The 21,058-nt window shown below is 49.9% G+C and carries 12 protein-coding genes; 11 read left to right on the top strand and 1 reads right to left on the bottom strand.

Annotated elements, in window-relative coordinates; genetic code table 11:
- The first annotated feature begins 10 nt into the window (after nt 1–10).
- From Q0577_RS02505 to uxaC, 5 genes are all read left to right on the top strand, one after another.
- Nucleotides 11–1,663 carry a RagB/SusD family nutrient uptake outer membrane protein gene (locus Q0577_RS02505; protein WP_298732484.1) on the top strand — a complete coding sequence of 551 codons (1,653 nt, stop codon included), beginning with the start codon at nt 11–13 and terminating at the stop codon, nt 1,661–1,663.
- 39 nt (nt 1,664–1,702) lie between these two features.
- The gene (locus Q0577_RS02500) at nt 1,703–4,039 is read left to right on the top strand and encodes a glycosyl hydrolase family 28 protein (RefSeq protein WP_298732482.1); all 2,337 of its coding nucleotides are present in this window, start codon (nt 1,703–1,705) and stop codon (nt 4,037–4,039) included.
- 29 nt (nt 4,040–4,068) lie between these two features.
- Nucleotides 4,069–5,970, top strand: a complete 1,902-nt coding sequence (locus tag Q0577_RS02495) for a DUF4350 domain-containing protein (protein ID WP_298732480.1) — start codon at nt 4,069–4,071, stop codon at nt 5,968–5,970.
- Nucleotides 5,971–6,092: 122 nt separating this feature from the next.
- Nucleotides 6,093–7,619 carry a tagaturonate reductase gene (locus tag Q0577_RS02490; protein WP_298732478.1) on the top strand — a complete coding sequence of 509 codons (1,527 nt, stop codon included), beginning with the start codon at nt 6,093–6,095 and terminating at the stop codon, nt 7,617–7,619.
- Between the two features lie 40 nt (nt 7,620–7,659).
- Entirely contained in the window at nt 7,660–9,093 is a 1,434-nt protein-coding gene (gene uxaC, locus Q0577_RS02485; RefSeq protein ID WP_298732476.1) for a glucuronate isomerase, read from the top strand.
- Between the two features lie 78 nt (nt 9,094–9,171).
- Here uxaC and Q0577_RS02480 read toward each other — a convergent pair whose 3' ends face one another.
- Nucleotides 9,172–10,059, bottom strand: coding sequence for a DMT family transporter (locus Q0577_RS02480; protein WP_298732474.1), 888 nt, complete (start codon nt 10,057–10,059; stop codon nt 9,172–9,174).
- Between the two features lie 286 nt (nt 10,060–10,345).
- Between Q0577_RS02480 and Q0577_RS02475 the strand changes: the two genes are divergently transcribed.
- From Q0577_RS02475 to Q0577_RS02450, 6 genes are all read left to right on the top strand, one after another.
- A complete protein-coding gene (locus tag Q0577_RS02475) occupies nt 10,346–11,350 on the top strand; it encodes a LacI family DNA-binding transcriptional regulator (RefSeq protein ID WP_298732472.1) in 1,005 nt (334 codons plus the stop codon).
- A gap of 190 nt (nt 11,351–11,540) precedes the next feature.
- Nucleotides 11,541–14,507 (top strand): TonB-dependent receptor, encoded by a 2,967-nt coding sequence (locus Q0577_RS02470; RefSeq protein WP_298732470.1) that lies wholly within the window; start codon nt 11,541–11,543, stop codon nt 14,505–14,507.
- A gap of 20 nt (nt 14,508–14,527) precedes the next feature.
- Complete coding sequence (locus Q0577_RS02465; protein WP_298732468.1) at nt 14,528–16,129, top strand: RagB/SusD family nutrient uptake outer membrane protein; 1,602 nt, start codon at nt 14,528–14,530, stop codon at nt 16,127–16,129.
- A 3-nt stretch (nt 16,130–16,132) separates the two neighbouring features.
- A complete protein-coding gene (locus tag Q0577_RS02460; protein ID WP_298732466.1) occupies nt 16,133–17,983 on the top strand; it encodes a glycoside hydrolase family 13 protein in 1,851 nt (616 codons plus the stop codon).
- 2 nt (nt 17,984–17,985) lie between these two features.
- Nucleotides 17,986–18,642 carry a beta-phosphoglucomutase gene (gene pgmB, locus Q0577_RS02455; protein WP_298732465.1) on the top strand — a complete coding sequence of 219 codons (657 nt, stop codon included), beginning with the start codon at nt 17,986–17,988 and terminating at the stop codon, nt 18,640–18,642.
- Between the two features lie 17 nt (nt 18,643–18,659).
- Nucleotides 18,660–20,984 carry a glycoside hydrolase family 65 protein gene (locus Q0577_RS02450; RefSeq protein WP_298732463.1) on the top strand — a complete coding sequence of 775 codons (2,325 nt, stop codon included), beginning with the start codon at nt 18,660–18,662 and terminating at the stop codon, nt 20,982–20,984.
- Nucleotides 20,985–21,058 lie beyond the last annotated feature (74 nt).

Raw genomic sequence — 21,058 nt, 5'->3', positions numbered from 1 at the left:
AAAAGAAGTTATGCAACTGAGTATAAAGAAAGCAATTGTATTACTCGCGCTTTCAGCTGCCGGCTTTACCGCCTGTAACAAACAGCTGGAAGAGTATAACCCTTCCGGCCTGACGGTAGACGCTATACTGTCTACCCCCGATGGCATGGAAACACTCGTGAATGCGGCTTATACCTATACCCGCTGGTGGTATGGGAAAGAGCAGGGATATAACATCGCTGAAATGGGTACCGATATCTGGACCAGCGGCACCGGCGACGTGTATCCTGATCTTACCCGCTATGATAACCTGCAGGGCAGCAACGCCGTGGTAAGCCTGGAATGGAAGCAGCTGTATGCTGCCGTGAATGTCTGCAATACCGGTCTGTCGAAGATCGCTGATGTTGGATTCCCGGATGATAAACGCAGGCAAAGAGAAGCGGAGCTGCGTTTCCTGCGCGCCTTCTATTACTGGCATATTGTAGAAACATGGGGTGGGGTACACTTTACACTGGAGCCTACCACAGACATCACTACCACTGCCAACCGTACACCGGTAGACACTTTCTATGCACAGATCTTCCGGGATCTTGAGTTTGCCACCGCCAACCTGGCGGCCACGAATGCAGATTACGGCAGGGCCACCAAACCGGCGGCAGAGGCTTTCCTGGCCCGTATCTGTCTTACCCGTGGCAGGAACCAGGAGGCGGCAGATCTGGCGGAAAAGGTGATCAGCGAATACGGATATGGTTTGCTGGATGATTATGCTGACTTGTGGAGTATGGATAACCTGAAGAACAAAGAGATTATCTGGGCGGTAGACTATATGAAGAACCTGGTGTTCAACGACCGTACAGATGCTACCCTGTTTCCCAACGGTCACTCACGTGGCGCTAATAACGGTCACCTGCTGTTCTGGATGAAATATGATGATCTGCCCGGTATGCAGCGCGATATTGCCAATGGCCGTCCGTTTAACCGCTATATGCCTTCACGCTTCCTGCTGGATCTTTTCGATGAAACGGCAGACGCCCGTTATGAAGCCAGTTTCAAGCAGGTATGGTTCTGTAACAATACCAATACCGCGCCCGCTGGTATGCAGATCGGCGACAGCGCCATCGTGATCACCAAACAGGTAGTATCTGCCGAAGAAAGAGCCAAACACCTGTACCGCATCTACGACAGGAACGATATCTATAATACAGATGGCACCGGGAAAGACCGCACCCGTTATATCTCCCTGCAGAAATTTGCTGATCCTACACGCGCGGGCAGCAATGAAGAACAGAGCGCAAGAGACGCCTATGTGATCCGCCTGGCAGAAATGTATCTGATTGCGGCAGAAGCGCAGTTAAAACTGGGCAATGCAGGCGGCGCAGCCACTTACCTGAACACATTACGCAGGCGCGCTGCTATTCCCGGACGGGAAGCCGCAATGGAGATCACAGCCGCCAATGTAACGCTGGACTTTATACTGGATGAAAGGGCCCGGGAGCTGGCGGGCGAACAGTTACGCTGGTTTGATCTTAAACGTACCGGCAAGCTGGTAGAACGTATCACCCTGCACAACCCGGATGCAAAGAATAACATTCAGGCTTATCACCTGGTACGGCCTATTCCGCAAGACCAGGTAGATGCGGTGACCAATAAAGGAGAGTTTAAGCAGAATGAAGGGTATCAATGATCAAAATCGTATTTTGTAAGTAGTAATAAAGGGAACCGGATGAAAATATATCTTACCATACTGTTATCGCTGTTAGGACTTGTTGAGCAGGGGCCTGAACCCCGTATATTCATGATCGGCGATTCCACAATGGCCAACAAGCCATTGATCGATAACCCGGAAAGGGGCTGGGGTCAGCTGTTCCCCATATTTTTTGAACCCGGTGTGGAAATAAAGAACTACGCTGTGAATGGCCGGAGCACCAAAAGCTTTATCAATGAGCACCGCTGGGACAGCGTGCTGGCGCAGCTAAGGCCGGGCGACTGGGTGATGATCCAGTTTGGACATAATGATCAGAAAGTATCTGACAGCAGCCGGTATGCGGCTCCTCATACTACTTACAAACAGAACCTGGAGCGCTTTGTACAGGATACCCGGGCAAAAGGCGCTCACCCTGTGCTGCTGACGCCTGTGATGCGCCGTAAGTTTGATGATAAAGGCCGGTTTGTAGACCAGCACGGAGAATATCCCGGAGTGGTAAGAGCGGTGGCTGCTGCTAACGACGTGCCGCTGATAGACCTCCATAAAAGCACGGAAGCGCTGCTGGCGCGGCATGGTGTTGAAGGTTCTGTGAAGCTGTTCAAGACAACCCCCGCAGGACATTACAGCACATTGCCCAACGGCGTGGAAGACAATACGCATTTTAACACGTATGGAGCCACCCTGGTAGCAGGTCTTGCTGCCAAAGCCATCTATGAGCAAAAGCTGCCGCTGGCCCAATACCTGGCTAAAACACCGTTTGAAGGCAAGTACCGTTTTGACCTGCCGGAGATCTATGAACCCCATTTCAGAAAAGACACCTTTAACATACAGGCCTTCGGTGCCAAAGCAGACGGCTTTACACTCAATACACAGCCTATCAACAAGGCCATTGAAACCTGCAGTGAGAAAGGTGGCGGCGTGGTGCTGATACCGGAGGGCATGTGGCTGACCGGGCCTGTTACTATGAAGAGCAATGTAAACCTTCACCTGGTAGCCGGAGCAGTACTGCAGTTCACTGAAGATCACAGCCAGTATCCCATGGTTGAAACTACCTACGAGGGCCTGCAGGCTTACCGCTGCCAGGCGCCTGTCTGGGGCGTTAACCTGGAAAATATAGCCATTACCGGTAAGGGGATTATCGATGGAAATGGCGACAGCTGGCGCGCTGTGAAGAAAGATAAGCTTACGGAAACACAATGGAAGAAGCTGGTAGCATCCGGCGGTCTGACAGGAGAAGGAAAGGACAGTTCTACCTGGTACCCTTCTGAAGGATCTTATAAAGGCTCTAAGATAAAGCTGGCAGGTGTGATTATGCCGGGTAAAAAAGCGGCTGATTATGCAGATATAAAAGATTTCCTGCGGCCTAACCTCATCAGCTTAACGGGCTGTAAGAACGTGCTGCTGGAAGGTGTTACATTCCAGAACTCACCTGCATGGTGCCTGCACCCGCTTTTATGTGAGCACATCACCCTGCGGAACGTGTATGCAAAAAATCCCTGGTATGCACAGAACGGGGACGGGCTGGACCTTGAATCCTGCAGCTATGCACGCGTTACAGGTTGTACCTTTGATGTAGGCGATGATGGCATCTGTATCAAATCTGGCAGGGATGAGCAGGGCCGTAAAAGAGGCAAGCCCACGGAAAATACAATTGTGGACAACTGTACCGTATATCATGCCCACGGTGGTTTTGTGATAGGCAGCGAAATGTCGGGCGGCGCACGTAATCTTTTTGTATCCAACTGTACCTTCATGGGTACCGATATAGGCCTCCGATTTAAAACCACCCGCGGCCGCGGTGGGGTAGTAGAGAAGATCTATATCTCCAACATCACCATGAAGGATATTCCTGGCGAGGCCATCCTGTTTGACATGTACTACATGGCAAAAGACCCGGTGCCGTTGGCAGGAGAAAAAAGGGATGCACCAAAAGTACAGGCCTTCCCAGTAACGGAAGCTACGCCGCAGTTCAGGGATTTCCATATCAGCAACGTGGTATGCAGGGGCGCCGCCAAAGCAGTGTTTATCCGCGGTTTGCCGGAGATGCCGATCAGCGGCATACATATCGATCACCTGGCTATCAGCGCCCGCAAAGGCATTGAATGCATGGAAGCAAAAGATATTCACCTCACGGATGTGCAGCTGTTCACCAAAGAGGAAGGCCCCCTGGTAACGGTACGCGGCAGCCAGGATATCAGCCTGAACAATATCCGGTATGACCAGGCAGCCACCTTTCTGTCTGTTCAGGGAGAGAGCAGCCGCAATATCCTTGTTACGGGTACAGACGTACGTAAGTCGAAGGAGAGCGCACAATTCAGCGCAGGGGCAACGTCCAAAGCCCTTCAGGTGCGTTAAAAAGGATATAAGTAAATACTCAGATACATATGCGGAAACAAAAAGCACTGATCATTACTACACTGGCGCTGGTGCTAAGTACTACCTTCGTTTATGCCCAATCGGCTGAAATGGCTGCCACTATGATGCGCATCTGGAAAGACGCAGCTTCCGGTCCGCCGCGCTGGACCTATGACCAGGGCGTTATACTGGAAGGTATTGCCGGCCTCTGGAAAAATACCGGCGACGGTAAATACTTTGAGTATATCCGCCAGAGCATGGATGCCTTTGTGGATGATCAGGGAAATATACGTACCTACAAAGAAGAAGACTATAACATAGACAATGTCAAGAATGGCCGCACGTTGTTACTGCTCTACCAGGTAACCAACGAGGAGAAGTATAAAAAGGCGGCGGACCATCTGCGTCAGCAGCTGCGTAAACAGCCGCGTACGAACGACGGCGGCTTCTGGCACAAGAAACGCTATCCCTACCAGATGTGGCTGGACGGACTTTACATGGGAGAGCCCTTCTATGCGGAGTATGCACAGCTATTTCATGAAGAAGATGCATACAACGATATTACCCGTCAGTTTGTGCTGATGGAAACACATGCACGTGATACCCGCACCGGTTTGCTGTATCACGGATGGGACGAATCGCGTCAGCAGCGCTGGGCGGATAAGTCCACAGGACGCTCTCCCAATTTCTGGGGCAGGGCCATGGGCTGGTATGCCATGGCGCTGGTAGATGTGCTGGATCATTTTCCCGCCAAACATAAAGGAAGGGACAGCCTGATTGCCATACTCAGCCGCCTGGCAACAGCGGTTAAGAAATACCAGGACCCTGCTACAGGACTATGGTACCAGGTGCTGGATAAGGGCACTGCAAAAGGCAACTACCTGGAAGCATCGGCCTCCTGTATGTTCGTATATGCATTGCAGAAGGGCGTACGTAAAGGATACCTGCCGGAAAGCTATCACCAGGTAGCACAGAAAGGCTTTGCAGGTATCAACAAACAATTCATTAAGAAAGCCCCCGAAGGTGGTGTGAACCTGGAAGGCACGGTAAGCGTAGCCGGTCTTGGTGGCGACCCCTACCGGGATGGCAGCTATGAATATTACCTCAGCGAAAAAGTGGTGACCAACGATCCGAAAGGAACCGGCGCCTATATGTTGGCTGCCAATGAAATGGAGATCGCACCTACGCTGCACAAGGGTAAAGGGCTGACCATCAAGCTGGATCAATACTTTAATAACGAATGGAGGAAGGATGCTACCGGCCGTATGATGCGCTGGCACTATGTATGGGATGAGCTGGACAATGGCGGCTTTTCACTCTGGGGACACATCTTCCACCGCTATGGCGTGAAGACGGATACTTTGTCTGTAGCACCAACTGCCGCTGGTTTGAAAGATGCGGATATCTACCTGATCGTTGATCCGGATACAGAGAAAGAAACCGCCCAACCCAATTATATGACAGCAGCAGACGCTGACCAGATCTACAACTGGGTAAAGGCAGGCGGTGTGCTGATACTGATGGAGAATGATTCCATTAATGCAGAGTTTAAACACTTCAACATACTGGCAGAACGTTTTGGCATGCACTTCAACCAGGACAGCCGTAACCGTGTACAGGGACGGCAATTTGAACAGGGTGCATTTATCATTCCCGCAGGGAATCCCGTATTCAGCCATCCTGGTAAAGTACATATCAAAGAACTGAGCAGCCTGGAAGTGAAACCACCCGCAAAAGCGGTGTACAAAGACGGTGATCATGTGATCATGGCGGTAGCGCATGTAGGCAAAGGCGCTGTGTTTGCAGTAGGTGATCCCTGGTTTTATAATGAGTACCTGGATGGCCGCCGGCTGCCGGTTGAATATGAGAACTACCAGGCAGCTACTGACCTTGTTCAATGGGTGATCAGGCAGAAGAAAAAAGGGAATTAATAGTGAATAGTTAATAATTAATAATTAATAATTAATAATTAATAATTATAGGGCGCGTGTCAGGCTGAGCACCGGTGTAGCTGGTTATTAGTTGTTAGTTCTTAATTGAATTAAAGAATGCAATGAGATTATCGAAAGAGTTGTTACCCGTGTTAGACGGTAAGAAGGATATACAGGCGCCAGTAGAAGACCATTTACGGCTACCTGAAAAGGTATTGCAATTTGGCACGGGAGTGCTGTTACGCGGACTACCGGACTACTTTATAGATAAAGCTAATAAGACTGGCTTATTCAATGGCCGTATTGTGGTAGTGAAGTCCACCGGGAAAGGGACTACTGACGCCTTTGCGGAGCAGGATGGTTTATATACGCAATGTATCCGCGGGATTGAAGATGGGCAGGCCAAACAGGAAAATATCCTTAATGCAGCTATCAGCAGGGTGTTGAGCGCCGCAACGCAATGGCAGGAGATATTGCAATGTGCGGAGAATCCTGCGATGGAAATAGTGATCTCTAATACCACAGAAGTAGGCATCACGCTGACGGATGATGATGTACACGCCGTACCACCCGTATCTTACCCGGGCAAGCTGCTGGCATTCCTGTACAGGCGTTATGAATATTTTAAGGGTAGTGCAGACAAAGGGATGGTGATCATCCCTACAGAACTGATACCGGATAATGGCAGGAAGCTCAGGGATATTGTGTTGGAGCTGGCCGCCAGCAACAATCTGCCGGAGGCTTTTATCCGGTGGCTTAGCAGCGCTAATCATTTCTGTAATTCGCTGGTAGACCGTATTGTGCCTGGCGCATTACCGGCTGCGGAACAGCAGGAAATGGAAGCGGCGCTGGGGTATGAAGATGCGTTAATGATCATGTCTGAAGTGTATCGCCTGTGGGCTATTGAAACAACGGATGCAGGTGTAAAAGAGCGACTGGGATTTGCTGCGGCAGATAAAGGAGTGGTGCTCGCTCCGAATATCAATGTATTCCGCGAGTTGAAGCTGCGCCTGCTCAATGGTACGCATACACTGAGTTGCGGACTGGCTTTCCTGGCCGGTTTCGATACAGTACAGGCGGCCATGGAAGCTCCTGACATGGAAGCCGCTATCACAGCTTTAATGATGGAAGAAATGGCGCCCGCCATTACGGATATCTACATTACCGAAACGGCGGCTACACAGTTTGCCGCCAGTGTGCTGGACCGCTTTCGTAACCCGCATATTGCACATCAGTGGTTAAGCATTACGATGCAGTATACCTCCAAAATGAAGATGCGTAATGTGCCCGTGCTGCTGCGTCACTATCAGCGTTCACAGGAAGCGCCGCACTGGATATCACTGGGCTTTGCCGCTTACCTCCTGTTCATGCGCAGCGAGCGCGGTGCTGACGGGGCCTTTAAAGGGACGGTCAATGGTGAAACTTATACCATACAGGATGATCATGCCAGTTGGTTCTATGAACAGTGGAAACGACTGGAGCCTTCTGTACTGGTCAAAGAAGTACTGGCCAATACCGCATTGTGGGGCACTGATCTTACCTTACTGAAAGGCTTTGCACCTGCCGTGAACAATATGCTGCAGCAGCTGCTGCAACACGGTGCAAAGGCGGTAGTAGAAAATTTTAATCATGCGAATGCGGGTAAATGAAAAGGTCCTACCCGTTTGTAATATTTAATCATCGTAAATTATGAAAAGGTTCCTCGACGAGCATTTCCTGCTGAATACGCCCACTGCTCAACGTTTATATCATGAATATGCAAAAGAAATGCCGGTGATAGATTATCATTGTCACCTGCCGCCTGCACAGATAGCGGCAGACCTGCAATTCGGGAATCTGACACAGGCATGGCTGTATGGAGATCACTATAAATGGAGGGCCATGCGCACCAATGGCGTACCGGAGAGCTATTGCACCGGCAACAAATCTGATTGGGAGAAATTTGAGAAGTGGGCGGCTACTGTGCCCTACACCCTGCGAAATCCTTTGTATCACTGGACGCATATGGAGCTGCAGCGTTATTTTGATGTGAATGATATCCTGAGCCCTGCTACTGCTGCCAACATATACGGCGCTTGTACAGAGAAGCTGCAGTCGCCTGATTACAGTGTGCGCAACCTGCTGCGTAAAATGAAGGTGGCCCTGGTATGTACCACCGATGATCCGGTAGATTCACTGGAACACCATGTGCAGTTAAAACAGGAAGGCTTTGAAATACCGATCCTGCCGGCCTTCCGGCCTGACTATGCCATGAATGCAGATGACCCGGTGAAATATAACCAGTACCTGGCTAAGCTGGAAAAAGCCGCAGATATGTCTATCAGTACCTATGATGAACTGCTGCAGGCATTGAGAAACCGGCATGATTACTTTGCCGCCATGGGTTGTTCCGTTTCCGATCATGGTATAGAAGAGATCTATGCAGATGAATTTACGGAGGCAGAGATCAAGGCTATTTTCCTGAAAGTAAGAGGAGGCATAGTATTGTTGCCGCAGGAAAGCAGGAAGCTGAAAGCGGCCCTGTTGCTTGAACTGGCGGAGTGGGATTGGGAGAAAGGCTGGGTACAGCAGTACCACCTGGGCGCATTGCGTAATAATAATGCCCGTATGCTGCGGCAGCTGGGACCTGATACCGGCTGGGACTCCATCGGCGATTTTCCGCAGGCAAAGGCGCTGGCAAAATTCCTTGACCGGCTGGACAGCCGTGATAAACTGGCCAAGACCATCCTGTATAACCTTAACCCGGCGGATAATGAGCTGATGGCCACAATGATCGGCAATTTCAATGACGGGTCTGTAGCCGGTAAGGTACAATTCGGCTCTGCCTGGTGGTTCCTGGACCAGAAGGACGGTATGATCAGGCAGTTGAATGCATTATCCAATATGAGCCTGCTGAGCCGTTTTGTAGGTATGCTCACCGATTCACGCAGTTTTCTCTCTTACCCCCGGCATGAGTATTTCCGCCGTATTGTGTGCGACCTGTTCGGACAGGAGATAGAGCAGGGCGAACTGCCCGGTGATATTGACTGGGTAGGAAAAGTGATTCAGGACATCTGCTATTTTAACGCACAGCAGTATTTTAACTGGCAGTTCCTGGAGCAGCAGACAGCAGCTGTTTCCTGATCACGAGGCCACATTGGTTGAATTAAAATAGAACGGCACGGACATACAGGGTATGTCTGTTGCCGTTTTTTATATGACTTATTGCCGTTTGGCCGCCAGCTGTTGCAGGGGCGGTAAGGCCATGGCGAACAGCATTAACACTACGCCGCTCCATTGCAGCAGGGAAATATGTTCATGCAATACCAGCCGCGCCGTAATCACTGCCACCGGCAGCTCTACCGTCATCAGGAGCGCGCTGAGTATTACGCCGGTTTTAGGTATACCGGCGGAGAAAAGCAGCGGCGGAATAATGGTGCCGAACAATCCCAGGAAGATGGTCCATTTGACCAACCCGCTTAAGAGCTTGGGCATGAACAAAAAGCCTGGGGTGGCCACCAGGAAAATGGCGGCGGTAGAGCCGGTCATGATCAGCGCGCTTTTCTTCAATGCCGGAAGTTCGTTTCCGATGCGGCCGCTGGCCACTATGTATATGCCGTATACGGTGGCGGCAGCTATCGCCAGCAATACCCCTTTTACAGGCAGGGCCATGTGATGCCGAATGGACATTCCGCTGGCCATGATGGTACCTGTCATGATGAGGAAGGCCGCTATCCCCTGGAGCAGGGAGGGGCGTTTGCCGTAGATCAGCCATTCCAGCAGCAGTCCGATCCAGGTGAACTGCATCAGGAAGATAATGGCCACAGAGGCAGGGATCCACTGTACGGATAAGTAATACAGGTGCGTGCAAAGCCCAATGGAAGTGCCTGCCAGCATCACTTTCCAGGAGGCTGTATGTGGCTGGCTGGCGGAAGGGCTTTTCTGCCGTTGCAGCAGGTAAAGTGCCCACAATACGAGCATGCCAAAACATGCCTGGGAGCCGGAAATATCAGCGGTGGAATAACCTTCGTGGTAGGCCACCTTTACAAAAGTAGAGAGGATGCCAAAGCAACAGGCCCCGGCAAAGACCATGATAATATATCTTGTCATTGAACAATCAAGCTGTGTAAATGATAATGGTGAAGATCAACAGGAGAGGCAGGGGTATAACGATTCCGGGCAGTAATACGAAGTCTTACTGCTGATCACTGATGAAGGCACAATGCCGTGATCACTACCTGCCTTGGGTAAAAGGCGGGGGAGGGGGAGTGGATAAACCGCCGTTTGCACGGATGGCCACAGGGCGGTAATATGTTCCGGGTAAAGTCATAATGGATCGTTCTAGGCTGTAAATATAATTATTTTAATTTTACACAGATTTATTAGTCCCCCCTACATGGAGAAGATCGATATAAAGCAACTGGCCAAGGACCTTAATTTGTCAACTTCCACGGTGTCACGGGCCTTTCGTGGCAATAGCGATATTAACCCGCAGACCAAGGAGCGCATCCTGGCCAGAGCGCGGGAGCTGAATTATCAGCCCAACCTGTATGCCAGCAGTTTGCGGGAGAAGAAAAGCGATACCATTGCCATTATAGTACCCGAGCTGGCCAATAATTTCTTTGCACAGGCCATCAGGGGCATTGAGCAGGTAGCCCGTGAAAAAGGCTACCATACACTGATCTACGTAACAGATGACGAGTACCAGAAGGAAGTATCTTTCATTGATAACCTGTCAAACGGAAGGGTAGATGGCATCATCATGTCTGCTTCCGGAGAGGCGAAAGATCATGCCTACCTGAATAAGCTGAAGCCCCGCCATATGCCGCTGGTGTTCTTTGACCGTGTGTATGATGATATAGATGTGGCGAAGGTGACCACGAATGATTATGACGCCAGCTTTAATGCCACACGGCACCTGATAGATGCTGGTTGCCGTAAGATTGCTTTCCTGGTTATCAACAAGAGCCTCTCTATCGGCAAAATGCGTACCCAGGGCTATATAGACGCACTGGAAGCAGAAGGGCTGACATACGATAAAGACCTCATCATTGATTGCAGTAACGATCATAAGAAGAATTATAACATTCTCTCCAAGGTGATGAAGACGCTTAAGCCTGACGGGCTGTTCGCCTCTGTAGAGCGTTTGGCGATTGCCAGTTACTATGTGTGCCAGGACATGGGCATTGCTATTCCCCGGAAAGTGAAGATCATCGGCTTTTCCAGCCTGGAGATTGCGCCACTGCTGAATCCTTCCTTATCTACCATTACACAGCCCGCGAGAGAGATGGGTATCCATGCTGCACAGCTGTTGTTCAGGACGCTGGAAAGCAATCATCCGGTACATGATCATGTGGTGCTGAAGTCCAAGATCATTGCGCGGAAATCAACAAATGGATAAGGGCGCTCGTTTTTAGGCGTTTTTCATCTTTATCTGCGTCACTGCGGGATGCTCCAATTAAAATTTTTTTGTCGCTTTCAAAATTTCCTTACTTTAGCTGCACGTTATGTAATATTTTTTTGCCACGTATCGGGAACGTTCCCGGCATCGTTCCCGAATAGAACTAAAACTGAACAAAAATTTCACAGAGATGCAAAAACTTCTATTACTGTTGTGCTTTACGGCCCTATCCCTCGCCACTTATGCGCAAACAGGAAGTATCAGTGGAAAGGTGAGCGACGAAACAGGTCAGCCTTTACCCGGCGCCACCATTTTCATCAAGGGGACCAACCAGAACACAATTGCCGGGGCTGACGGCAGCTTTAAACTGCAACCGGTAAACGGCACAGCCACCATCGTGATCAGGATGATCGGTTATCAGCCTATAGAAAGACAATTGAGCGTGAACGGAGATTTGCAGCAGGATTTTCAGCTGACGGCAGATGCAAAGGGCCTCAACGAAGTAGTGGTGGTAGGGTATGGTACACAGAAGAAAAGCGACCTGACGGGCTCCATTACCGCCATTTCCTCCAAGGACTTTAACAAGGGGGTGGTAGCTACCCCAGAACAACTGATCATCGGTAAGGTAGCCGGTGTGCAGATCACCAACAACAGCGGTGCTCCCGGAGCAGGCAGCAGGATCCGCATTCGTGGTGGTTCGTCACTGACGGCCAGCAATGATCCGCTGATCGTAATAGATGGAGTGCCGCTGGATAATGCGGAGCTTAAAGGTTCTTCCAACCCGCTGAGCTTTATCAATCCAAATGATATTGAATCCTTCAACATATTGAAAGATGCATCTGCTACCGCTATCTACGGATCACGTGCATCAAACGGCGTGATCATCATCACCACCAAGAAAGGAAAGGCCGGCGACCAGTTGCGCTTCAATTTCAGTACACTGAATTCTGTTTCCCGGAAAACAGGCACGGTGCCTGTACTGACGGCAGACGAGTTCAGGAAAGTGGTGAATGAAAAAGGTACGCCGGATCAAAAAGCCTTGCTGGGCACTGCCAATACAGATTGGCAGGAAGTGCTTTACCGTACTGCTTTCAGTACAGATAATAACCTGAGTGTAAGCGGTGCACTGAAACAGTTACCCTTCCGCTTGTCTGTGGGATTCACCAACCAGGATGGCATCCTGAAAACTTCCAGCATGCGCCGTACTTCTGCAGGCTTAAGTCTGAGTCCGCGTTTACTCGACGATCATCTGAAAATAGATGTGAACGTACGAGGCGCTATCACCAACAGCCGCTTTGCAGACCAGGATGCGATCAATGCTGCGTTAAACTTTGATCCTACACAACCCGTGCACAACGGCAGTAAATTTGGCGGTTACTTTGAGTGGGTAGACCCTACATCCGGAGGCCCCTATACATTGGCAACGCGTAATCCATTGTCCATGCTGGAGCTGAAGAATGACAAGGGCGAAGTAAAAAGAAGCTTAGGCAACATCCAGTTCGATTATAAATTTCACTTTCTGCCCGAGCTGAGGGCCAATCTAAACCTGGGGTACGACGTATCCAAAAGCGAAGGCCGTAACCTGGTACCTTCGTACGCTGGTAATGCTTATAACCGCGGTGGCATCGATAAGGCCTATTCACAGACCAAGAATAACAAGCTGCTGGACTTTTACCTGAACTATGCAAAAGAGCTGAAAGGCATCAGCAGCCGTATCGATGTTACCGGCGGTTATTCTTACCAGGATTTTATCCGTACAGAACCCGCTTATGCCGACCTGAATGAAAAAGGTGATACGATTAATGCCGCCGCACCATTTCCCTTTAAAACACAGAACACGCTGGTATCTTTCTTCGGCAGGCTGAATTATACGCTGCTGGACAAATACCTGCTCACGGTAAATGTTCGCCGGGATGGTTCTTCCCGCTTTCGAGACCATTGGGGTACTTTCCCTTCTGTAGCCCTGGCATGGCGTATTAACCGCGAAAATTTCCTGAAGAACTCCACTCTCTTTTCTGAGCTGAAACTGCGTGCAGGCTATGGTGTTACCGGTCAGCAGGATCTGCTTACCAATGACTATCCCTACCTTCCCCGTTATACCAATGGCGATGCGAATGCACAGTACCAGTTTGGCGGTACCTACTATATGACCTTGCGCCCGGAAGGATATGACGCCAATATCAAATGGGAAGAGACAGAGACCTATAACATCGGGCTGGACTTCGGTTTCCTGAATAACCGGATCTCCGGTAGCATAGACTACTATAAAAAGAAAACAAAAGACCTGCTTAGTGTGATACCTGTAGCAGCAGGCTCCAATCTCACTAACCAGCTGCTTACCAACGTTGGTAATATCGACATCAAAGGCCTGGAATTTACTTTGAATGCAACGCCCGTCAGCACGAAAGACTTTAACTGGGATGCAGGGTTCAACTTTACCTACAATACCCTTGAGATCACCAACCTGAGCCGGGTTAAAGATCCGGATGCGATCGGTATAGAAGTGGGCACCATCTCCGGTGGAACCGGCAACACCATACAGGTGCATACAGTTGGATATGCACCTTACACCTTCTTTGTGTATAAGCAGCTGTATAAAGACGGCAAGCCGCTGGATGGCCAGTATGAAGACCTGAATAAAGACGGAAAGATCGATAAGGAAGACCGTTACAGGTATAAATCACCTAACCCTAAATACTTGCTGGGCTTCAATTCACAATTCTCTTACAAACACTGGAATGCAGGCTTCTCCATGCGTGGCAGTTTTGGTAATTATGTATATAATAACCCGAGCTCCGACCTGGGTTCTTACCGTAACATCACTTTCCCGAACTACCTGGCCAATATGCACAGCAGTGTGCTGGAAACCAATTTTACCAACCAGCAATTTTTCTCTGACTACTTTGTAGAGAATGCCTCTTTTGTGCGCATGGATAACATCAGCCTGGGATACAATTTTGGCCGCGTGCTGAAGGATAAAGTGAACCTGCGCGTATCCGCTACCGTACAGAATGTATTTGTGATCACCGGCTATAACGGCCTTGATCCGGAACTCGGGAATGACAAGGTGGGTACTAACAATATCGGCGAAGGTATAGACAACAAATTCTATCCCCGCCCGCGCATCTATTCCCTGGGCCTGAATCTCGATTTTTAATTTGACCAAAACCGGAAAAAATGATCAAGCAATATATCAATAAATGGACGCTGGCAGCTTGTATGGGATTAACCTTGATGACCGCTTCCTGTACAAAAGACCTGGACCGCGTACCTTTCTATGACCAGACATCCGCCAGTGTATACAACGATTTCAGGAACTATAAACCGATACTGGCCAAAATATATGCTGCCTACGCCATCAGCGGTCAGCAGGGTCCCGCGGGTAAACCTGATCTGACAGGTATTGACGAAGGCTTTTCCAATTATATCCGTCAATACTGGCAGGCGCAGGAGTTGTCTACAGATGAAGCCGTAATTGCCTGGAATGATGGTAACCTGAAAGACTATCATTTCATGACCTGGACCTCCGGCAATGAGTTCATCAAGGCTGTATACGACCGTATCTTCTACGTGATAGCGGTGGCCAATGAATTTATCCGTGAAACAACAGATGATAAGCTGGGTTCACATGGTATCAGCGGCGCAGACCTGGAAGAAGCCAGACAATTCCGTGCAGAGGCCCGCTTCCTGAGAGCGCTGGCGTATTACCATGCACTGGATCTTTTTGGGAATGTGCCATTTGCTACAGAGAATGATCCGGTGAGTGCCTCCTTCCTGCCAAAACAGATCAGCCGTGCAGACCTGTACACCTATGTAGAGTCTGAGCTGAAAGCAATAGAAACCGAACTGGTAGCTGCCCGTCAGAATGAATACGGACGTGCAGACCAGGCAGCTGCATGGACTTTACTGGCTAAGCTTTATCTCAATGCAAAAGTGTATATCAACCAGGATAAGTATACAGATGCGATCACCTATTGCAATAAAGTGATCGGCGCCGGTTATGGATTATCTGATGAGTACCACAAGCTATTCCTTGCTGATAACAATACTTCCCCGGAAATGATTTTTACCATTACCTATGATGGCCTGCGCACCAAGACTTATGGCGGCATGACTTACCTGGTGCATGCGCCTGTTGGCGGCAGTATGAGCGCAGCCAGCTTTGGCATTAACGGGGGATGGGCAGGCCTGCGTACCACCGCCGCCTTTGTAAACCACTTTTCAGATATCAGCGGCAACACCGATAAGCGTGCCATGTTCTACACCAATGGCCAGAGCCTGGAGATCGATGATGTGTTTAACTTTACCAATGGTTATGCCATTGCAAAGTTCAAAAATATAACCGTTGCAGGAGAACAGGGCTCAGACAAGACAGGCGATTTTCCTGATACGGACTATCCCATGTTCCGCCTGGCAGACGTATACCTGATGTATGCAGAAGCTGTATTGCGCGGCGGCACCGGCGGCAGTACTGCAACCGCGCTGCAATATGTGAACCAGCTCCGCCAGCGCGCCTATGGCAACGCCAACGGCAATATCACCGGCACACAGCTTACGCTGGATTTCATACTGGCAGAAAGAGGCCGCGAACTGTTCTGGGAGGGGCACCGCAGAACAGACCTGATCCGCTTTGGAAGGTTCACCGGCAGCACGTACATCTGGCCCTGGAAAGGAGGTGTGAAGGAAGGAAAAACAGTGGAGGACTTCCGCTCGCTGTACCCGATACCTTCTGCAGACAGAACTGCTAACCCGAACCTGGTACAGAATAATGGATATTAAAAGATGAAATTGAGACGCTATTTACTGGTATTAATTTGTATCTGTATTGCAGGTCCGCTGGCGGCACAGATACCCGCCCTGGAACGTATTGAACCTGCAAATTGGTGGACAGGCATGAAGCATCCCTTCCTGCAGCTGATCGTACATGGTAATAACATTGCACAACGCGATGTTGCGCTGCAGTACCCGGGAGTAACGCTCAAAGCGGTTCATAAGGCAGAAAATCCCAATTACCTGTTCTTGGACCTGGACATCAGCGCAGGCACAGCGCCGGGCACTTTTCCTATCCGCTTTATCAAAAAAGGAGAGAAGGAGCTGCGGTACACCTATGAACTGAAAGCGCGTGATCATGCGGCAAAGGCACAGGGCGTAACCAATGCAGATCTTATCTACCTGATCATGCCTGACCGCTTTGCAAATGGCGATAAAAACAATGATATTGTTAAGGGCATGCAGCAAACCACGCTGAACCGTGATTCGATGTATTACCGTCATGGTGGAGATATACAGGGCATCATCAATCACCTGGATTATCTGCAGGAGCTGGGCGTTACTGCGCTGTGGCTGAACCCCGTACTGGAAAATGATCAGCCTGCTGCTTCCTACCACGGTTATGCGGCTACAGAGAATTATAAAATTGACCGCCGTTACGGAACCAATGAGCTGTATAAACAGCTGATAGATGAGCTGCACAAGCGCGGCATGAAAATGATCAAAGACCTGGTGCATAATCATATCGGCAGCCAGCATTGGACCATGCGTGATCTGCCTTCCAAAGACTGGGTGCATCAATGGCCTGTATTCACCAAGTCAAATTTTAAGGAGCAAACCGTGTATGATCCTTATGCCGCTGCGGCAGATAAGCAATTAATGACAGACGGATGGTTTGACGGACACATGCCGGATATGAACCAGGCTAATCCTTATGTACGCAATTACTTTACACAAAGCCATATCTGGTGGGTTGAGTATGCGGGGGTAGACGGCTTTCGCCTGGACACTTACGGGTATAACGATCCCGGGTATATGAAGGAGTGGGGAGAGGCTGTCAAGGCAGAATATCCGCAACTGACCTTCTTTGGCGAAACATTTGTGCGTGGTACTGTTAACCAGGCGGTGTTTACCCAGGGGAATACGATGAACCTTGGATTTGATACACAGTTGCCGGGCGTAACGGATTTCCAGTACCTCTGGGCCATCACAGACCTGGTGAGTGGCAAAACTTCCGCACAGGATGGGGTAACCGGTATCTACAACACCTTGGCCAAGGATTTTGTGTACCAGGATCCCACCCGTAATGTGGTGTTCCTCGATAATCATGACCTCAGCCGCTTTTTCTCTGTAACAGGGGAGAACGTTGCAAAATATAAAATGGCTTTAGCCGGTTTGCTGACTACCCGTGGTATTCCGCAGCTGTATTACGGAGCCGAGATACTCATGAAGAACTTCTGCAATCCCGACGGCCTGGTAAGAGAAGACTTCAAGGGCGGCTGGCCTGGCGATAAGGAAGATAAATTTACTTCCGCCGGCCGTACTGCTGCAGAGAACGAGGTGTTTGAATACCTGCGTGCACTGGCTAATTACCGCAGGCAGAATGCCGTGCTGCAAAACGGCCGTATGATGCAATATGTGCCGGAGAATGGTGTGTATGTATACTTCCGCTATAATGAGGCAAAGACAGTGATGGTGATCATGAATGGCGATGATAAAGCGCAGGAGCTGTCAACCCACCGCTTTACTGAAAGGATAGGATCCTTCAGCAAAGGCCTGGATGTGATCAGTGGTCAGGAACAATCTATTACAGATACAATACAGGTACCGGCGTTCACCACGCTGGTGCTGGAACTAAAGTAAGAATGATCCAAGCATGCATTTTTGACCTGGATGGGGTAATCGTTGATACAGCTGTGTACCATTACCTGGCCTGGAAACGACTGGCCAATGAACTGGGGTTTGATTTCACCGAAGCACAGAACGAACGCTTAAAAGGTATCAGCAGGATGCGTTCCCTGGAGCTGATCCTGGAGTGGGGCGGCATCCGCAAAACCGCTGCAGAGCAGGAGGTGCTTGCCACCCGTAAGAATGAATGGTATGTGGAGATGATCAGCCACATGACACCACAGGAAATACTGCCGGGAGCCAAGGCATTTCTTGAGGCGGCAAGGAACGCCGGGCTTAAAACAGCCCTGGGCTCTGCCAGTAAGAATTCTTCTGCCATCCTCGAACGTACAAAACTATTGCCATTGTTTGACGCCATCGTAGACGGCAATACGGTTACTGCCTCCAAGCCAGACCCGGAAGTATTCCTGAAAGGCGCGGCAGCCCTGGGCATTGCGCCTGCAGATTGTGTGGTGTTCGAAGACGCCATTGCTGGTATAACAGCCGCCAGGGCCGCCGGTATGAAGGCGGTCGGCATCGGGCAGCAGGAAACCCTCACCGGGGCGGATATGGTAGTGCCGGGCTTACAGTTTATGTCTATTGAAAAACTAAATAAGCTGGCAGCTAACAGCTGACAGCTGTATGAATGCATATGAAGCAGTACATCAAAGTTGATGAGTGGAACATCATCGAAGAAGGATTTGAACCCCGCCTTAACAAGATCTCTGAAAGCCTTTTCAGCATTGGTAATGGAAGAATGGGCCAGCGGGCCAATTTTGAAGAGGCATATTCCGGGGAAAGCCTGCAGGGAAATTACGTAGCGGGCGTTTACTACCCGGATAAAACGAGAGTTGGCTGGTGGAAAAATGGTTACCCTGAATATTTTGCCAAAGTACTGAATGCCGCTAACTGGATCGGCATCGATATACGCATCAATGATGAAGTGCTGGACCTGCATACCTGCACCGTGGAAGATTTCAGGCGGGTGCTGAATATGAAAGCCGGCTACCTGGAGCGTTCCTTCACCGCTACATTGGCCAGTGGCAGACAGGTGAAAGTTTTATCGCGCCGCCTTTGCAGTATTGTGGATGATGAAGCCGGCGCTATCCGTTACAGCATAACACCACTGAACTTCGATGGGCAGCTGACCATTACACCTTTTATAGACGGAGATGTGAAGAACCAGGACGCCAACTATGATGAGAAGTTCTGGGAAGAAGTACAGCGGGAAGTAAACGAAGGCAGCGCCTACCTTACTTTGCGCACCAGGAAAACCGGCTTTGATGTATGTACGGGTATGAAGTTCCAGGTGCTTAGAGATGGTTTAGTGGCAGAAGAACCTGTTATGACGGTAACGGCAGAGAAGTATGTAGCGGGCCGTATTACACTACCGGCGAGATCAGGACAGGAAGTGCTGGTCATCAAGTATGCCGCTAATCTTTCTTCTGAAAATCATGCCCGGGAAGACCTGCAGAGCGCCTGCAGGGCAGTACTGGAAAAGGTAATGGCAAAAGGGTTTGACCGGATGATGGAAGAACAGGCGGCTGCATGGGCGGCCAAGTGGGAAGAAAGCGACATTGTCATCACGGGAGATGCAGCAGCACAACAAGGCATCCGCTTCAATATATTTCAGCTGAACCAAACCTACACCGGAGAGGATGCACGCCTGAATATAGGACCTAAAGGCTTTACCGGTGAAAAGTATGGTGGCGCCGCTTATTGGGACACGGAAGCATATTGCATTCCCTTTTACCTGGCTACTGCCAACCCGCAGGTAGCGCGTAATTTGTTACTGTACCGTTACCGCCATCTGCCAAAAGCCATAGAGAATGCAGCTAAGCTGGGTTTCAAAGACGGCGCTGCACTGTTTCCCATGGTGACCATGAACGGTGAAGAATGCCATAATGAATGGGAGATCACTTTTGAAGAGATACACCGTAACGCCGCTATTGCTTTTGCCATCTTTAACTATACACGTTATACAGGTGATACCAGCTACCTGGTGGAGTACGGACTGGAAGTGCTGATCGCCATTGCGCGGTTTTGGGCGCAGCGGGTAAACTGGAGCGATGCCCGCAACCAATATGTGATGCTGGGCGTAACAGGGCCCAATGAATATGAGAACAACGTGAACAATAACTGGTATACCAATACCATGGCCAGCTGGTGCATGGAATATACATTGGAGGTAATAGATCATGTGAAAAAACAGGCGCCTGAGCAGTATACCTCACTGGCCACACGCATCGGCTTCCGTGAACAGGAAGAAACCACCAAATGGCAGCACATCATTAAATACCTGTACTTCCCGGTAGATGAAGCAACGGGCGTTTTCCTGCAACAGGACGGTTACATGGATAAAGAGCAAATTTTGGTTAAGGATCTGGATCCTGCACAACGCCCGCTCAACCAGCACTGGAGCTGGGACCGCATACTGCGCTCCTGCTTTATCAAACAGGCGGATGTATTACAAGGCTTTTACTTCCTGGAAGACCGTTTTGATGAAGATACGCTGCGCAGGAACTTTGATTTCTATGAACCGCGTACCGTGCACGAAAGTTCGCTCTCGCCCTGTGTGCATGCTATCCTTGCCGCTAAGCTGGGAGATGGGCAGCGGGCCTATGAATTTTACCTGCGCACCTCCCGCCTTGACCTGGACGACTATAACAACGATACGGAAGATGGCCTGCACATCACCTCTATGGCAGGTACCTGGATGAGTGTAGTAGAAGGCTTTGCCGGTATGCGGGTGAGTAATGGACGTTTAAAATTTGCGCCTTTCCTGCCGGATAAATGGCAATCTTTCGCCTTCAAGATACGTTTCAGGGGCGCACTGCTGAAAGTGGAGATCAATAGAAAAGGTGTATTGATCCATAACTATTCAGATAAAGCAATAGAGATATACCTATATGAGCAGTTGCATGCAGTGAAGGCACAGGCCCAGCTGTTTGCGGCCAGTGAAGGAATAAAAGTATAAATTACGCTGAGCGCGAACCGCTAAAAGCAGGTTGCCGGCAGCGTTTTGCGTATCACATCAGCCTTAAGCGCCAG

The organism is uncultured Chitinophaga sp. (assembly GCF_937898475.1).
Lineage (GTDB): Bacteria > Bacteroidota > Bacteroidia > Chitinophagales > Chitinophagaceae > Chitinophaga.
The sequence above is the reverse complement of the archived record's forward strand: the minus strand, read 5'-3'. Positions and strand labels throughout refer to the sequence as shown.

What these genes read in the sequence shown, in the direction of transcription:
- Q0577_RS02505 (WP_298732484.1), top strand. Translation starts at nt 11, where the DNA reads ATGCAACTGAGTATAAAGAAAGCAATTGTATTACTCGCGCTTTCAGCT.
- Q0577_RS02500 (WP_298732482.1), top strand. Translation starts at nt 1,703, where the DNA reads ATGAAAATATATCTTACCATACTGTTATCGCTGTTAGGACTTGTTGAG.
- Q0577_RS02495 (WP_298732480.1), top strand. Translation starts at nt 4,069, where the DNA reads ATGCGGAAACAAAAAGCACTGATCATTACTACACTGGCGCTGGTGCTA.
- Q0577_RS02490 (WP_298732478.1), top strand. Translation starts at nt 6,093, where the DNA reads ATGAGATTATCGAAAGAGTTGTTACCCGTGTTAGACGGTAAGAAGGAT.
- uxaC (WP_298732476.1), top strand. Translation starts at nt 7,660, where the DNA reads ATGAAAAGGTTCCTCGACGAGCATTTCCTGCTGAATACGCCCACTGCT.
- Q0577_RS02480 (WP_298732474.1), bottom strand. Translation starts at nt 10,059, where the DNA reads ATGACAAGATATATTATCATGGTCTTTGCCGGGGCCTGTTGCTTTGGC.
- Q0577_RS02475 (WP_298732472.1), top strand. Translation starts at nt 10,346, where the DNA reads ATGGAGAAGATCGATATAAAGCAACTGGCCAAGGACCTTAATTTGTCA.
- Q0577_RS02470 (WP_298732470.1), top strand. Translation starts at nt 11,541, where the DNA reads ATGCAAAAACTTCTATTACTGTTGTGCTTTACGGCCCTATCCCTCGCC.
- Q0577_RS02465 (WP_298732468.1), top strand. Translation starts at nt 14,528, where the DNA reads ATGATCAAGCAATATATCAATAAATGGACGCTGGCAGCTTGTATGGGA.
- Q0577_RS02460 (WP_298732466.1), top strand. Translation starts at nt 16,133, where the DNA reads ATGAAATTGAGACGCTATTTACTGGTATTAATTTGTATCTGTATTGCA.
- pgmB (WP_298732465.1), top strand. Translation starts at nt 17,986, where the DNA reads ATGATCCAAGCATGCATTTTTGACCTGGATGGGGTAATCGTTGATACA.
- Q0577_RS02450 (WP_298732463.1), top strand. Translation starts at nt 18,660, where the DNA reads ATGAAGCAGTACATCAAAGTTGATGAGTGGAACATCATCGAAGAAGGA.